Source organism: Mesorhizobium sp. B3-2-1 (genome assembly GCF_006439515.1).
Taxonomy (GTDB): domain Bacteria; phylum Pseudomonadota; class Alphaproteobacteria; order Rhizobiales; family Rhizobiaceae; genus Mesorhizobium.
On the sequence record NZ_VFTI01000020.1, the window covers coordinates 13569 to 29573 of the forward strand.

Here is a 16005-nt window from a genome sequence, read left to right on the forward strand (position 1 = left end):
CGTGCCGCAAAACCGCGGATTGCCCGCATCGGCTGCCAGTTTCAATTTTCCCTTGAGGCAGTTGTCGGCTGCGATGCGGCAATAGCGCCATTGCTCTCCGGCCGGCTTTTCGCTATGTGCCTGAAAGATGTCTTCGAAGGGGTATTCCTATGGCTGAGCACACGCCGAGCGGTCCTGTAGAACTGGGCGCGAAGATGGACTATGCCGAGCATGACCGCACCTATGCGGGCTTCCTGGCCCTGGCCAAATACGGTTCGCTCTTCTGCGGCGCGCTCCTTCTGGCGATGGCTTTCGGCTTCTTCGCGGGCGGCTTCTTCTCTGCGCTGATCCTGTTCGTTCTGATCATGGCCGTCGGCGCCTTCATTCTGCGATAGACCTTCCAAAGCCCTCTTGCGGTTGACGTAGCCGGATATCCCGGTCGACACCTTCGCGCAGACAGGTTCCAGCCGAAAGGATCATGCGGTGGGACAGACGGTTTTCATCCCTCGTGAGCTCGACGCGAACGAGCCGCGTGTCGCGGCATCGCCCGATACGGTGAAGCGGCTGGCGGGCCTGGGTTTCGACGTGATCGTCGAAGCCGGTGCCGGCACCCGCTCGCGTATCCCCGACGAGGAGTTTGCCAAGGCAGGCGCTGCCATCGGCAAGGCCTCGGATGCCGGCAAGGCCGATGTCGTGCTGAAGGTCCGCCGGCCGACGGACGCCGAGCTGAAGGGCTACAAAGCCGGTGCTGCGGTGATCGCCATCATGGACCCCTACGGCAACGATGCTGAAGTCGCTGCCCTTGCCAAAGCCGGCGTCACCGCGTTCTCGATGGAGTTCATGCCGCGCATCACCCGCGCGCAATCGATGGACGTGCTGTCCAGCCAGGCCAATCTTGCCGGCTACCAGGCGGTGATCGACGGCGCCGCCGAATATGACCGGGCGCTGCCGATGATGATGACGGCCGCGGGCACTGTGCCGGCGGCGAAGGTCTTCATCATGGGTGTCGGCGTCGCCGGCCTGCAGGCGATCGCCACTGCGCGCCGCCTCGGCGCGGTGGTCACCGCCACCGATGTTCGCCCCGCCGCCAAGGAACAGGTCGCCTCGCTTGGCGCGAAGTTCCTCGCCGTCGAGGACGAGGAGTTCAAGGCCGCCGAGACCGCCGGCGGCTACGCCAAGGAAATGTCGAAGGAATACCAGGCCAAGCAGGCGGCGCTCACCGCCGAGCACATCGCCAAGCAGGACATCGTCATCACCACGGCGCTGATCCCCGGCCGGCCGGCGCCGAAGCTTGTCTCGGCGGCCATGGTTGCCTCGATGAAGCCGGGCTCTGTGATCGTCGATCTGGCCGTCGAGCGTGGCGGCAATGTCGAGGGCGCCGAGGTCGGCAAGATCGTCACCACCGCCAACAATGTGAAGATCGTCGGCCATCTCAACGTGCCAGGCCGCATCGCGGCATCGGCCTCGCTGCTCTATGCCCGGAACCTGTTCGCCTTCCTCGAGACGCTGGTCGACAAGACCACCAAGACGCTGGCCATCAACCGTGATGACGACCTGGTCAAGGCGACGATGCTGACCGACGGCGGCAAGGTCGTTCATCCGGCCTTCGCCAAGGCCGACCAGCAGCCTTATATCGAGCCGCCCGCGATCCCGGCCACGACCATGGTCACCGATGCTTCGGCTGCGCCGAAGAAGTCCGCGCCCCGGAAGACCGCCGCATCCAAGTCACCCTCGCCGAAGCCGAAAGGGACCGCGTGATGGACCAGACCTTGCAGAAAGCCCTGGACCAGCTCGACCAGGCGAGTGCCGCCGTCAGGCTCGCGGTTCAGAACCTGGCCAATGCCCCGGGCACTGAGGCCGCCGGTAACGCCGCGCACGCGCTGTCAGGCGGTGCCATTGACCCCTTCGTCTTCCGTTTCGCCATCTTCATTCTGGCGATCTTCGTCGGCTACTACGTCGTCTGGTCGGTGACCCCCGCACTGCATACGCCGCTTATGGCGGTCACCAACGCCATTTCCTCGGTTATCGTCGTCGGCGCGCTGCTCGCCGTCGGCATCGCGGCTTCCGGCGTCGCCGCCGGCTTCGGCTTCGTCGCGCTGATGCTGGTCTCGGTCAACATCTTCGGCGGCTTCCTCGTCACCCAGCGCATGCTGGCGATGTACAAGAAGAAGGACAAGTAGAGCGCCATGAACGCCAACTTCGCGTCCTTCCTCTATCTGGTTTCCGGCGTCCTGTTCATCATGGCGCTGCGCGGCTTGTCGCACCCGACGACCAGCCGCCAGGGCAATCTCTACGGCATGATCGGCATGGGCATCGCCATTGCCACCACGTTGGCGCTGGCAACCCCGTCCGCTGGCCGCTTCGGCCTGATCGTGCTTGGCCTCGCCATCGGCGGCGGCGTCGGCGCCGTTACCGCGCGGCGCATCGCCATGACCTCGATGCCGCAACTGGTCGCCGCGTTCCACAGCCTGGTCGGCCTTGCCGCCGTCATGGTGGCGGCCGCGGCCATCTATGCGCCGGAGAGCTTCGGCATCGGCACGGCGGGCGACATCCACGCCCAGGCCCTGATCGAGATGAGCCTGGGCGTCGCCATCGGCGCCATCACCTTCACCGGCTCGGTCATCGCCTTCCTGAAGCTCGACGGCCGCATGTCCGGCAAGCCGATCATGATCGGCGGCCGCCATTTCATCAACGCAGCGCTGGGTATCGCCCTGATCGTGCTGATCGTGCTTTTGATCACCACCGAGGCCAAGCTGGTGTTCTGGCTGATCGTCGCCGCCTCACTGGTGCTCGGCATCCTCTTGATCATCCCGATCGGCGGCGCCGACATGCCGGTCGTCGTCTCGATGCTGAATTCTTACTCGGGCTGGGCAGCGGCCGCACTCGGCTTCACGCTCGGCAACCTGGCGCTGATCATCACCGGCGCGCTGGTCGGCTCGTCGGGCGCGATCCTGTCCTACATCATGTGCAAGGGCATGAACCGAAGCTTCATCTCGGTCATCCTCGGCGGCTTCGGCGGCGAAACGGCGGCAGCAGTCGATGATGGCATCGAGCGCACCGTCAAGCAGGGCTCGGCCGATGACGCCGCCTACCTGATGATGAACGCGCAGAAGGTCATCATCGTGCCGGGTTACGGCATGGCGGTCGCCCAGGCGCAGCACGCGTTGCGCGAAATGGCCGACAAGCTCAAGGCCAATGGCGTCGACGTCAAATACGCCATCCACCCGGTCGCCGGCCGCATGCCTGGCCACATGAACGTGCTGCTCGCCGAAGCCAACGTGCCTTACGACGAGGTGTTCGAGCTCGAGGACATCAACTCGGAGTTTGCACAGGCCGACGTCGCCTATGTCATCGGCGCCAACGACGTCACCAACCCGTCCGCGCGTGATGACAAGAGCAGTCCGATCTACGGTATGCCGATCCTCGACGTCGACAAGGCGCGCACCTGCCTGTTCGTCAAGCGCTCGCTCGGCTCCGGCTATGCCGGCATCGACAACACGCTGTTCTACAAGGACGGCACCATGATGCTGCTCGGCGACGCCAAGAAGATGACCGAAGAAATCGTCAAGGCGATGGACCACTGATCCGGCCGATCTGGCCGTTGAATCATGGAGCCCGGTCGATGCCGGGCTCTATGATTCTGGCGTGATGCTGCCTTCAACCGTTGCTTAGGAAGACCGCTTCTTCTTCATCGCGCTGCCTGCCGCCGAGCGCAGCGGCCGCACTGGCGATGAAGGCGCCGATGACCAGCGACAGGGCACCAAGAAGCGCAAAGGTGGCGCTTGCCTTCCTCGCCGTGTCGGCCGCCTGCTTCGCCTTGACTTTCGCGTCCTGCGCCTTTGCCAGTACAGTGTCGACACGCGTCTTGGCATCGGCCTCGGAAAGGCCGGTGCGCGCGGCGACCAATTGCGCAAGATAGGTCTTGTCTTCCGCGGAGACCTCGCCGGCGACGGCACTGGCGATGAGGATGCGCGAGGCCTGCCCGGCCGCAGCGGCTTCGTCGGCCGGATTGGCAGTCGCAAGCTTGGCCGGATCGGCCGGGCGGAACAGCGAATCCACCAAATAGGACGTCGCGTTATCGGTCGATGCCCCGCTGGCATTGGCCGAGGCCCTGGCCGACGCACCCATGGCGGCTCCCGAGGCCACGGTGGACGCGGCCTGCACGCCTGAACCAATAGCGGCGGAAAGCGCAGAGCCAAGTACGCCTACAACGAGAAGCGTGGCCAATGCCCAGGCGAGGAAGCCGTGGGCGGTGTCACGGAAATAGACCTCGTCGGTGTGGACGCCGACCCATTTGGTGCGCAGCCGGCCCGCGAGGTAGCCGCCGACGCCGGACGACAGCCATTGCACGACGATAAGCCAGATGGCGGTCGATACCGCGAAAGTGGTGGCCGATGCACCGGAACCGGACCATGGCGAAACCATGCTGAGCCCAAGGCCCGAGCCGAGCAGCATGAGGATGAAGGTCAGTGTCGAGGCCGCGAAGGCGCCGGCAATGATCGGTCCCCAGCTGACGGCGGTGGAAGACGATTCCGTCGAAGCCGATACGTCGACAGCCGATAAGGTGGCGGACTGCATAGCGGCCCCCTATCGCATGAAAAGCATGAGAAGAATGATGATCGGAATCGGAACTCCGAGCAACCAGAGTAGAATGCCGCGTCCCATGAAGGCCTCCTGCAAGAAATTGTGATCGACACTGTCACAATGTCTTTGAAGGCCTTCTGTTCCGGCGGACGCTCCTTATTGGCGCGCGCCCGAGCCACGCCAATGTTCAAAAAAACTGGACGAAACCTCAAATATCCAGATTGGCGACCGATAGCGCGTTGTCCTGGATGAATTCGCGCCGTGGTTCCACCTCGTCGCCCATCAGGCGCGAGAACAAGCTGTCGGCATCGGTCGCGTCGTTGACCTTGACCTGCAGCAGCGAGCGCACATTCGGGTCGAGCGTGGTCTCCCAGAGCTGCTCGGCATTCATCTCGCCGAGACCCTTGTAGCGTTGCATGGTCAGTCCCTTGCGCCCGGTCGCAAAGACCGCGTTGAGCAGCGCCAGAGGTCCCGAGACGGTTTCGGACACATCCTTGCGGCGCAGCACCGGCGGCGTCCCGTAGACCTCGCTGAGGCGCTGTGCGTACCGGTCGAGCTGGCGTGCGTCGGCGGAATTGATCAGCGCCATGTCGAGATGGGCGTATTCCTTGACGCTGCGCACGGTGCGTTCGAAGACATAGCCGCCGATACCCTCGTTCGAGGTCGACATGCGGCCGGTCCAGCCGCGCTCGGTGTCCTCGGCGATGATGTCGAGGCGTTGCGCGATCCGCTCGGCCATCGCGTTGGCGCGACCAAGATCGGCGAAGACATCGGGATTGAGGCCGCCGGCGATCGCCGCCTGCTCGACGACGTCGCGGTTGTAGCGCGTGTGCAAGCCGTTGATGAGCTGGCGCACGGCAAGCGCATCGGCAACGGCGCCGTGCAGATCCTGTCCGGTCCGCACCTCCCCTGAGCCAAGCGTGAGCGACGCTTCCTCCAACCCTGAATCGATCAGGAATTCCTCGAAGGCGCTCTCATTCTTGATGTATTGCGAGCTCTTGCCGCGTGTCACCTTATAGAGCGGCGGCTGGGCGATGTAGAGATGGCCGCGCTCGATCAGCTCCGGCATCTGCCGGAAGAAGAAGGTGAGCAGCAAGGTCCTGATATGGGCGCCGTCGACGTCGGCGTCGGTCATCAGGATGATCTTGTGGTAACGCAGCTTGTCGGCGTTGAATTCGTCCTTGCCGATCGAGGTGCCGAGCGCGGTGATCAGTGTGCCGATCATGTCGGAACTGAGCATGCGGTCGAAGCGGGCCCGCTCGACATTGAGGATCTTGCCGCGCAGCGGAAGGATCGCCTGGTTCTGGCGCGAACGGCCGCCCTTGGCGGAGCCACCGGCCGAGTCGCCCTCGACGATGAAGATTTCGGACTTCGCCGGGTCGCGTTCCTGGCAGTCGGCCAGCTTGCCGGGCAGCGAGGTGACGCCGAGCGAGGTCTTGCGGGTGATGTCGCGTGCCTTGCGCGCGGCCTCGCGCGCCGCAGCGGCCTGGATCACCTTGTCGACGACCACCTTGCCCTCGGTCGGATGCTCTTCGAGCCACGTGCCGAGCGCTTCGTTGACCAGCCCTTCGACCACGGGACGGACTTCCGACGAGACCAGCTTGTCCTTGGTCTGCGACGAGAATTTCGGGTCGGGAACCTTGACCGACAGCACCGCTGTCAGGCCCTCGCGGCAATCGTCGCCGATCAGCGAGACCTTTTCCTTCTTGGTCAGGCCCGAGGATTCGCCGTAGCCGGTGATCTGGCGGGTCAGCGCGCCGCGAAAACCAGCCAGATGGGTGCCGCCATCGCGCTGCGGGATGTTGTTGGTGAAGGCCAGCACATTCTCGTGGTAGCTGTCGTTCCACCACATCGCCACTTCGACGGTGATGCCGTCGCGTTCGGCCCTAATGGCGATCGGCTTGTCGATCAGCGGTTTCTTGACGCGGTCGAGATATTTGACGAACTCTTCCAGGCCCCCGTCATAATGCAGTTCATGCCTCACGACGTCGGCATGACGGGCATCTGTCAGCACGATGCGCACGCCGGAGTTCAAGAAGGCGAGTTCGCGCAGCCGGTGCTCCAGCGTGCCGAAGTCGAACTCCACCATGGTAAAGGTTTCGGCGGATGGAAAGAAGGTGATCTCGCTGCCGCTGCGACCCTCATTGGTGCCCGGGCGCTTGTCCTGCTCGTAGCTGCCGGTCGCCTTCAGCGGCGCGTCGGCATCGCCGTGGGTAAAGCTCATTTCGAAGATCTGGCCGTTGCGGCGGATCTTGAGCTTCAACCAGGCCGACAGCGCGTTGACCACCGAGACGCCGACGCCATGCAGACCGCCAGACACCTTGTAGGAGTTCTGGTCGAACTTTCCGCCTGCGTGCAGCTGCGTCATGATCACTTCGGCCGCCGATATGCCCTCGCTGGGGTGAATGTCGGTCGGAATGCCACGGCCATTGTCGATAACCGTCACCGAGCCATCGGGATTGAGCGTCACCGAAACCAGGTCGGCATGGCCCGCCAGCGCCTCGTCGATGGCGTTGTCGACCACCTCGTAGACCATGTGATGCAGGCCCGAGCCGTCATCGGTGTCGCCGATATACATGCCCGGCCGCTTGCGGACAGCATCCAACCCCTTCAAAACCTTGATGGAATCGGCGCCGTATTCGGCTTCAGCGCCGTTGGCATTCTCGGTCTGGTCGCTCATGAAAACCTGTTGTCTAGATGCCGCTATTATAGCGCGAAAAATCGGCCCCGAATCGCGCTTCTGATATCGATTAGATATAGGCGCTAAAGGCGGTTTTTCCAAGGTTTGCAGGCATTTCCCGGGAGATTGAGCCGGCTGTCCACATAGGCCTCTCGCCGCGCTCTATTCGCCTTGGGCAACGCGGTCCCTGAGAGACTTGATCACCAACTTTAGCCGCAGCGACAGCCCGCCCGCTCCGGTCAAGTTCCAGCGTCATGTCGAGCGCCTGGGAAAGCACCGCCGGCGCGAGCAAGCCGGGTTGAGAGCGGCTCTTTCAGGCTGCGCGCATTGGCTTCAACGCCTCGCTCCAGCGCAACAGTTCGTCCAGCATGGTCTTGGTCCCGCCCCGCACCTGCTCGCTGGCATCGAAGGCGCCATTCTCATCGAGCAGTTTCTGGTACAATGGCAGCGCGACGCCTTCCGGGATCGGCATGATCCCGACCGAGGTCAGCAGCGGCTTCAGCGCCTGCGCCGCGCGCAGGCCGCCGGAGACACCGCCATAGCTGAAGATGGCGGCGGGCTTGTATTTCCATTCGCGGGCGAGATAGTCGATCGCGTTGACGATTGCCGGTGCCGCGAAATAATTGTATTCCGGCGCCACGAAGACAAAGGCGTCTGCGGCGTCGACCGCCTTCGACCAGGCCTTGGTGTGGTCGTTCTGATAGTTGCCGAACCTTGGATGGTGCGGCTCGTCCAGCACCGGCAGGCTGAACGCGGCGATGTCGGTCAGCACCGGCTCGAATTTTCCATGCTCGCGCACGAACGTCTCCAGCCACTCGGCAAAAACCGGGCCGGCGCGGCCGGGCCGTGTGCTGCCGATGATGATGTTCAACTGCTGCTTCAAGACAGGCTCCTTTGTCGGGCGGTATCCGTTGGTGACTGTCACTACGGCAGAGCGTTCCAGCGGACAAGGTCGGAGCCCTGACGGAACGGTCACGATCGGATGAACGGACTGCATGCCCTGGCGTTCCTTCCGCCATGGTCCGCCCTGCCGTTCGGCCACATGGACGCCCGCTGTGCCAGCCACTACATTGATGGGAATAGCGGAGCACTTCATGGATACTCAGCCCGCCCCCTTTGTTCCTCCCGCTCCGAAGCCGCGCACATCGCCGCCTTCGACGCTGGAGATGATCCGCATCGTCTATCGCAATCCGCTCGAACTCTGGGGCGAGCCCACCTACAACGAACCCTGGATTTCGGCCAAGGGGGCCGGCGGACCGCTGGTCATCGCCAATGATCCCGGCCTAATTCGCCATGTGCTGGTCGACAACGCCAAGAACTACAAGATGGCGACGGTGCGCCAGAAGATCCTGCGGCCGATCCTGCGTGATGGCCTGCTGACCGCCGAGGGCGAGGTGTGGAAGCGGTCGCGCAAGGCGATGGCGCCGGTGTTCACGCCGCGCCACATTTTCGGCTTCGCACAGCCAATGCTGAAGCGGACGCTGGAGTTCGTGACCCGTTACGAGGCGGGCGGCACGTCCGATATCGCCCATGACATGACGCTGCTCACCTACGACATCCTGGCCGAGACGCTGTTTTCCGGCGAGATCGCAGGCGAGCCGGGCAGTTTCGAAAACGAGATCGACCGCCTGTTCGAGACCATGGGCCGCGTCGATCCGCTCGACCTGTTGCGCGCGCCCGACTGGCTGCCGCGGCTGACCCGCATCCGCGGCCGCAAGACGATGGCCTATTTCCGCAAGATCGTGACCGACACGGTCAAGATGCGCGAAGAGAAGTTCAGGCGCCACCCCGACGCCGTGCCTCAGGATTTCCTGACGCTGCTGCTCGAGGCCGAAGGCCCCGACGGACTGACGCGCCCGGAAGTCGAGGACAACATCATCACCTTCATCGGCGCCGGCCACGAGACCACGGCGCGCGCGCTCGGCTGGACGCTTTATTGCCTGGCCGAATCGCCCTGGGAGCGCGACCGCGTCGAACAGGAGATCGACCAGGTGCTGGCGCGCGAGCCCGATCCGACGAAGTGGCTCGACGCCATGCCGCTGACACGCGCCGCCTTCGACGAGGCGCTTCGGCTCTACCCGCCGGCGCCGTCGATCAACCGCGAGCCGATCGTGCCGGAAATGTGGAAGGATCTCTATATCCCCAAACACGCGGCCGTGCTGGTGATGCCGTGGGTCGTCCACCGCCACAGGAAGCTGTGGGATCGGCCCGACGCCTTCCTGCCCGAACGCTTCCACCCGGGAAACCGTGAAAAGATCGACCGCTTCCAGTATCTGCCCTTCGGCGCGGGCCCGCGTGTGTGCATCGGCGCCAGCTTCGCCATGCAGGAGGCGATCATCGCGCTCGCCATCCTTTTGTCACGCTTCCGCTTCGATGCGACCGCTGAGACAAAACCCTGGCCGGTGCAGAAATTGACCACGCAGCCGCAAGGCGGTCTGCCAATGCGGATCACGCCTCGCTAGGCATGCCGATATTCAGGTGATGCCGGCCTGCGAACGACGGCTTCCTGTGCTTCCCCGTTCTACTGCGTCGCAGTAGAACTGTGCTCACGTACTTTAAGTACGGTCCGCTCCGGCCTTCGCCGGCCGAAGCCCTCATAAGTGTCTCCGCTCTATGAAGGCTACGGTCGGCGTAGGCCGGTTCTCGGAAGCCACCACTCGGCCTGACCTGAATCTCAGCACGCCTTGCGGCTGTTGCGCCCGCTCACACCGCGGGCTTGCGCTGCTGGAACTGGCCGGCGGCGCGGAAGCGCCAGAGGTAGCTGGGCAGGATCGTCGCGATCGATTGCGGCTGAATGCCGAGCCCCGCCAGTGTCCGGTTGGCCTTGGCGGCTTCGTCCGAAACGATGTTGTGCTCACGCAGCAGCATCACCTGGTCCTTGGTCAGCATCGGGTTGGGCAGCAGGCCGAGGATCGAGGCCTGGATGTTGGCCACCCACCACGGCACCGGTACCAGCAGGCGCTTGCGCTCGACCACGGTGAGCATTTCCTGCATGCACTCCTTGAAGCTGAGCACGTTGGGGCCGCCAAGCTCGTAGACCTGGCCGCCATCGACCTTATCGTCGACCGAACGCGCAACAGCTTCAGCAACGTCGCCGACATAGACCGGCTGGAACTTGGTCTGGCCGCCGCCGATCAGCGGCAGCACCGGCGAATAACGCGCCATGTTGGCGAAGCGGTTGAAGAACGCGTCCTCCGGCCCGAAATTGATCGATGGCCGGAAAATGACGGCGTCCGCGATCGTCTCCAGAACGGCCTTCTCGCCCAGCGCCTTGGTGCGCGCATAATCCGATTTGGAGTCCAGATCGGCGCCGAGCGCCGAAATATGGGTGAGGCCGGCACCGACCGCGCGCGCGGCCTCGGCGATGGCGCGAGCACCGAATTCGTGCACGGCGGAGAATTTCTGCCTGCCGCTCTCATGCAGCACGGCGACGAGATTGACGACGTGGTCGGCGCCCTGCACGGCGCGGTCGACCGACCAGCGTACGCGCACATTGGCCTGCACCGGCTGGATCTGACCGACATTGCCGAGCGGCTGCAAATGGCCGGCAAGATCGGGCCGCCGGCAGGCGACCCTGATGCGATAGCCGCGCTTGGCAAGCGCCCGCACGACATGACGGCCGACAAAGCCCGACCCGCCAAAAACGACGACGAGCTTTGGGGTCTGCAGGATTTCGGTCATGGCGGGCTCCGGCGCGCGTTGCAGATGGCTTGGCTGAGCCGTTTCATAGTCCGTTTTGCGCCAAAGGCAAAGGGTGACGCGTCGTCGCCTCATCCTTGTTTTTTGAGCAATTCCAGGAAAAGTGTGAAGCGGTTTTTTCGCGAGAAGCGCATGGCGCTTTCATCATTGTTTGGCGTCATGAATGACAAACGCAGAAAACCCCGCCGAAGCGGGGTTTCCCGGGTGAAGCTCGTGTCGAAACCAGGGTCCGACGAGGCGGCCTGACCTGAGACGGTATCAGCGTGGCGTGAAGCAAGTACGCCCGCCCCAGCCCTGAACGCATCCGACAGAAGACACCGACCGGGCAACCCGACCCGGACAGCCATGTGTCGTAGGGACGCGCGGAAAGGTTCACCGACGCGCGGAAGACTTGGTCGAGCTCTTCAGGCCGAATAGCGCTCGGCGAATTCGGAGATGCGCTGGATCACCGCCTTGGGCGCGGTGATGCCGCGCGCCTGCGCCTTCTCGACCGCTTCGGCCCGGGCGCGGCCGGGCACATGCACGCCATAGCGCCGGCGCAGCCGGTCGAGCTGGTCTTTCATGCGCTGCTCGAAATCCGGATCGAGCAGCTTGGGCTCGACCGCGAGCACGAACAGGCCGGTTCCCGGACTGTCGGGACCGCCGCTGAACCACGGCGCGTCGAGCGACCAGTTGGCGCCCGACAGGCCGGCCGCCAGCACTTCGACCATCAGCGCGATGTTGGCGCCGCGCTGGCCGCCAAAGGCAAGCATGGCGCCCTTCATGGCGGCGGCCGGGTCGGTTGTCGAATTGCCGCTCGCGTCCAGCGCCCAGCCTTCGGGGATTTTCTTGCCGTCTTCCGCGGCCTTGCGGATGTTGACGAAGGCGGTCGCGCTCGACGACTGGTCGATGACCAGCGGCGGGCCATCGGCGGCGGGCGCGGCGAACGACATCGGATTGGTGCAATAGACCGGCTTGACTGAGCCCGAACCGGCCAGGACGGCTGGACCGTTGGTGGCGGCGAAGGACACCAGCCCCTGCGCGGCCAGCCGGCCGGTGAAGTAGCCGAGCGCCCCGCACGTATAGGCGTTCTTCTGCGAGAAGATGGCGACGCCGAACAGTCTCGCCGCCTTGGCTAGGTCGTCGATGGTGCGGTCGAAGCCGGTATGCGCCAGCCCACGGCGCGCGTCCGAGAGATAGATGGCCAGCGCCGGCCGCGTAATCACCGGATCGGCATTGCCGTCGATGCGGCCGGCCTCGAGCGCTTCGAGGTAATCGATGAAATGCGACAGCCCGACGGCGGCAAGTCCTTCTGCCTCGGCCGCGATGATCGAGGCGGTGAGCGATTGCGCCGCTTCCTCATTGGCGCCGGCGCCAAGTGCCGCCATCCGGCACAGTCCTGTTGCCTGGTCGAGAGTGAGTTGCATTGTGCATGCCTTCAGTGTGTGGTCGTTAGTGAGCAGTGCGTAGCGAGTAGTGAAAGGGCTGGCCAGCCGGTCACCACTCGCTACTCACTGCTCACTGAACTTACCCGATCTTGACCGGGATCCGCGCCTCGATCCGGCTGAAGGCGAAGACCAGAATGCCGGTGATCGCCATATAGATCAACGCCAGGAGCAGCAAGGGCTCGTAGGTGAGATAGGTGTCCTGCCGCACCTTGGACGAGACGGCGAAGATGTCGATGACGCTGATGGTCGCCACCAGCGGCGTCGATTTCAGCTGCAGTACGGTCTCGCCGGTCAGTGTCGGCAGCGCCCGGTAGAAGGCCTGCGGCAGCCAGATGCGGCGGAAGATCTTCCAGCGGCTCATGCCGAAGGCGCGGGCGGCTTCCAACTGCCCCTTGGGCACGCCAGCGAAGGCGCCGCGCATCACTTCGCCCTCGTAACCGGCGAAGGACAAGGTCAGCGCCAGTACGCCGTATGGCCACGCCTGCCTGAGATAGGGCCACATCCACGATTCGCGAATCCACGGATATTGCGGGAACAGCGAACCCAGCCCGTAATAGAGCAGCCATAGCTGCAGCAGCAGCGGCGTACCGCGGATGATGGTGCAGAAGACTTTCGCCGGCGCCGCGACCCAGATCGAGCCGGCCGCCTGCGCCAGCCCGACCGGCACGGCGATCGTGAAGCCGAGCGCGCAGGTGACGGCCAGGATCCACAGGGCACGCCAGATGCCCATCAGGCCCATTTCCCAATATTGCGGCAGCCAGTCCCAGCGCATGAAGTAGGCGGCCGACGCCACCAGCCCCAGCGCGATTAGGATCAGCACGATGCGATGCGGCTGCAGCCAGAGCGAAGCGCGCGCCGCCGTGTCGATGACGGCTGTTTCGCTGGTCATCAGCGTGCCTCCTTGATGGAAGGCATGCCGCGCCGCGCCCATTTCTCGGCTCGGCCAAGCAGGAAGTTCGAAACCAGCGTCACGCAGAGATAGAGCACGCCGGCGGCGAGGAAGAAAACCAGATAGGCCTTGGTGACGCCTGCCGCCTGTCGTGTCGCCAGCGTCAGTTCGAAGAAGCCGACGACGGCCAGCAGCGCGGTGTCCTTGGTGGCGATCAGCCACAGATTGGCGAGACCCGGAATGGCGAAAGGCAGCATCGCCGGCAGAGTGATACGCCGCAACAGAAGGCCGGGAGACATGCCGAAGGCGCGGGCGGCTTCGATCTGGCCCTGCGGAATGGCGAGGATCGCGCCGCGGATGACTTCCGTCGAATAGGCGCCCTGGACGAAGCCGAGCACGGCAATGCCTGCCACCAGGCCGCTTATGTCGACACGCTGGTAACCCATCGCGGCCAGCACCTGGTTTATCAGGTCGGTGCCGGCATAGTAGAGCAGCAGGATCAGCACCAGTTCCGGCACGGCGCGCACCACCGTGGTGTAGACCGCGAAGAGGTCGCGTACCACGGGCCCGCCGTAAAGCTTGCCATAGGCACCCCAGGTTCCAATCAGCAAACCGACTATGGTGGCGCCGACGGCGATCTCGAGCGAATGCAAGAGCCCGAGCAAAAGCGTCCCGCCCCAGCCGACGGGCGCCGGCGAGAGAAGTTCGACGATGCCGGCCGCGGAGGCCGGGAGAAAGGATTCGATCAGCGTCGCCCCCGGATTGCGGGCTCGATCCGCCGACACAAGCGGCCGGCGGCAAGCGTGCGTGGACTGGCTAGCTGGAGGACGGGGGCGTCAGCGCCCCGTCCTCCAGCCCATGCGAGGGTCGTCAGTTCGACTGCGGGGCGCCGCCGTAAATGTCGAAATCGAAGTATTTCTTCGAGATTTCGTCATATTTGCCGTTCGCGCGGATCGCCTTGATGCCGGCGTTGATCTTCTCTTTCAGATCGGTGTCTTCCTTGCGCACGCCGGCGCCGACGCCCGGTCCGAGCACTTCGTCGTCAGGGGCCACCATGCCCTTGAGATCGCAGCAGGCCTTGCCCTGGTCGGTCTTGAGGAACTCCTTGAGCGCGATGGAATCGGCCTGCACCGCGTCGAGGCGGCCGGCGGCAAGGTCGTTGTTGGCTTCGTCCTGCGTCTGGTATTCCTTGATTTCGGAGGCTGTGCTGCCAAAATGCTTCTTGGCGTAGACGGCATGCACGGTCGACACCTGGACGCCGACAACCTTGCCCTTGAGGTCCTCCGGCGTGGCGCCGAACTTCTGGTCCTTCGGGCCGATGATCGCGGTCGGCGTGTTGTAGTACTTGTCGGAGAAGTCGATGGTCTTCTTGCGTTCGTTGGTGATCGACATCGACGAGACGATGAGGTCGATCTTCTTGGTCGTCAGCGCCGGGATGATGCCGTCCCAGGCGACAGGGGTGATGACGCAGTCGAGCTTTTCCTCGGCGCAAACGGCGTCGATGAAGTCGATCTCCCAGCCGACCCACTTGCCCGAAGCATCGGGCGAGGTGAAGGGCGCGTAGGGTTCGGCGGCAACGCCGATCTTGACCGGATCGGCCTTGGCCACGCCCATGGCGGCGGCGCCGAGCAGCAGCGCCGCGGCGAATGTCTTCAGAACAGTCTTCATTTTCAGAACTCCCAGTTTGTTGTTGGTTCCCGTTTTTCTTCCGTCCCGGCCGTTCCCTAGCCGATGTTGCGGATGAACTGCTTGAGCCTTTCGGATTTGGGCGCGCCGAAGATCTCCTCCGGCGGGCCTTCCTCCTCGACCAGCCCGTTGTAGAGGTAGACGACGTGGGTCGCGACCTCGCGGGCGAATTTCATTTCGTGGGTGACCAGCACCATGGTGCGGCCTTCGCGTGCCAGATCGCCGATCACCTTCAGCACTTCGCCGACCAGTTCGGGATCGAGGGCCGAGGTCGGTTCGTCGAACAGCATGACGCGCGGATTGATGGCGAGCGCGCGAGCGATCGCGGCGCGCTGCTGCTGCCCACCGGAGAGATAGGCCGGATAGACATCGCGCTTCTCGGCGAGCCCGACGCGTGCCAGCAGCTTTTCGGCCTGGGCGACAGCCTCGTCGCGCTTGACGCCCAGCACGTGCACGGGAACCTCGATGACGTTTTCGATCAGCGTCATATGGCTCCACAGGTTGAAGTTCTGGAACACCATGCCGAGCTTGGAGCGGATGCGTTCGATCTGCCTGCGGTCGGCCGGAATGGTGTGGCCGTGGCTGTCCGCCTTGAGCTTGATCTCCTCGCCATTGACCCGGATGATGCCGCTGGTCGGGTTTTCCAGGCAGTTGATGCAGCGCAGCAGCGTTGATTTGCCCGAGCCCGAGCCGCCGATGATGGCGATGACCTCGCCGTCACGCGCCGACAGCGATACGCCCTTCAGCACATGCAGTTGACCGAATTTCTTGTGCAGGTTCTCGACATGGATGGCTTCTGCGGCGCCGTCCTGCGCCTCGCCGGATGGGACTTTGGCAGCTACCACAGCGCTCACCAAATGGCCTCCATGGGACCGACGGCAGTTCGTCGAACGTCTATCCGGCTAATCAACATAACACTGTACTGCCCCGCTCCAGACTTCAAGCATGGACCCAACAGAGCGAGCCCGTCAATCCCGCTCATTACGGCACTTGCGGGCTTGTTGTGCAAGTGTATAAATAGCCTTTCATGAAATTTTCTGGATTTTTTTCAGCTTAAAAAG

Annotated in this window: 14 protein-coding genes; 5 read left to right on the top strand and 9 right to left on the bottom strand. The window is 63.9% G+C overall.

The window, feature by feature from the left end; genetic code table 11:
• Window positions 1–149 precede the first annotated feature (149 nt).
• The 4 genes from FJW08_RS20340 to FJW08_RS20355 all read left to right on the top strand — a co-directional run bounded on the left by FJW08_RS20340 (window position 150) and on the right by FJW08_RS20355 (window position 3563).
• Complete coding sequence (locus FJW08_RS20340; RefSeq protein ID WP_140812025.1) at window positions 150–374, top strand: aa3-type cytochrome c oxidase subunit IV; 225 nt, start codon at window positions 150–152, stop codon at window positions 372–374.
• Between the two features lie 88 nt (window positions 375–462).
• Complete coding sequence (locus FJW08_RS20345) at window positions 463–1737, top strand: Re/Si-specific NAD(P)(+) transhydrogenase subunit alpha (protein WP_140812026.1); 1275 nt, start codon at window positions 463–465, stop codon at window positions 1735–1737.
• The gene (locus tag FJW08_RS20350) at window positions 1734–2159 is read left to right on the top strand and encodes an NAD(P) transhydrogenase subunit alpha (RefSeq protein WP_181182983.1); all 426 of its coding nucleotides are present in this window, start codon (window positions 1734–1736) and stop codon (window positions 2157–2159) included. Before FJW08_RS20345 ends, FJW08_RS20350 begins: the two co-directional genes overlap by 4 nt.
• Window positions 2160–2165: 6 nt before the next feature.
• Window positions 2166–3563, top strand: coding sequence for an NAD(P)(+) transhydrogenase (Re/Si-specific) subunit beta (locus FJW08_RS20355; protein ID WP_140812028.1), 1398 nt, complete (start codon window positions 2166–2168; stop codon window positions 3561–3563).
• 73 nt (window positions 3564–3636) lie between these two features.
• On the opposite strand, the gene FJW08_RS20360 is transcribed toward FJW08_RS20355, so the two are convergent.
• The 3 genes from FJW08_RS20360 to FJW08_RS20370 all read right to left on the bottom strand — a co-directional run bounded on the left by FJW08_RS20360 (window position 3637) and on the right by FJW08_RS20370 (window position 8126).
• A complete protein-coding gene (locus FJW08_RS20360) occupies window positions 3637–4557 on the bottom strand; it encodes a hypothetical protein (RefSeq protein ID WP_140812029.1) in 921 nt (306 codons plus the stop codon).
• A gap of 214 nt (window positions 4558–4771) precedes the next feature.
• Window positions 4772–7243, bottom strand: coding sequence for a DNA topoisomerase (ATP-hydrolyzing) subunit B (gene gyrB / locus FJW08_RS20365; RefSeq protein ID WP_140762806.1), 2472 nt, complete (start codon window positions 7241–7243; stop codon window positions 4772–4774).
• A 313-nt stretch (window positions 7244–7556) separates the two neighbouring features.
• Window positions 7557–8126, bottom strand: a complete 570-nt coding sequence (locus FJW08_RS20370; RefSeq protein WP_140812030.1) for an NADPH-dependent FMN reductase — start codon at window positions 8124–8126, stop codon at window positions 7557–7559.
• Between the two features lie 211 nt (window positions 8127–8337).
• On the opposite strand from FJW08_RS20370, the gene FJW08_RS20375 reads away from it, so the two are divergent.
• Window positions 8338–9705, top strand: coding sequence for a cytochrome P450 (locus FJW08_RS20375; protein ID WP_140812031.1), 1368 nt, complete (start codon window positions 8338–8340; stop codon window positions 9703–9705).
• A 241-nt stretch (window positions 9706–9946) separates the two neighbouring features.
• Here the strand turns inward: FJW08_RS20375 and FJW08_RS20380 are convergent, their stop codons facing one another.
• From FJW08_RS20380 to FJW08_RS20405, 6 genes are all read right to left on the bottom strand, one after another.
• On the bottom strand, window positions 9947–10924 hold the full coding sequence (locus FJW08_RS20380) for a complex I NDUFA9 subunit family protein (protein WP_140762797.1): 978 nt from the start codon (window positions 10922–10924) through the stop codon (window positions 9947–9949).
• 422 nt (window positions 10925–11346) lie between these two features.
• A complete protein-coding gene (locus FJW08_RS20385; RefSeq protein WP_140812032.1) occupies window positions 11347–12348 on the bottom strand; it encodes an Ldh family oxidoreductase in 1002 nt (333 codons plus the stop codon).
• A gap of 100 nt (window positions 12349–12448) precedes the next feature.
• On the bottom strand, window positions 12449–13258 hold the full coding sequence (locus tag FJW08_RS20390) for an ABC transporter permease (RefSeq protein WP_140812033.1): 810 nt from the start codon (window positions 13256–13258) through the stop codon (window positions 12449–12451).
• Window positions 13258–13923: an ABC transporter permease gene (locus FJW08_RS20395; protein ID WP_140506889.1), complete on the bottom strand. Its 666-nt coding sequence runs from the start codon at window positions 13921–13923 to the stop codon at window positions 13258–13260. Before FJW08_RS20395 ends, FJW08_RS20390 begins: the two co-directional genes overlap by 1 nt.
• Window positions 13924–14128: 205 nt before the next feature.
• The gene (locus FJW08_RS20400; RefSeq protein WP_140812034.1) at window positions 14129–14926 is read right to left on the bottom strand and encodes a transporter substrate-binding domain-containing protein; all 798 of its coding nucleotides are present in this window, start codon (window positions 14924–14926) and stop codon (window positions 14129–14131) included.
• A 56-nt stretch (window positions 14927–14982) separates the two neighbouring features.
• Window positions 14983–15798 carry an ABC transporter ATP-binding protein gene (locus tag FJW08_RS20405; protein ID WP_140812035.1) on the bottom strand — a complete coding sequence of 272 codons (816 nt, stop codon included), beginning with the start codon at window positions 15796–15798 and terminating at the stop codon, window positions 14983–14985.
• Window positions 15799–16005 lie beyond the last annotated feature (207 nt).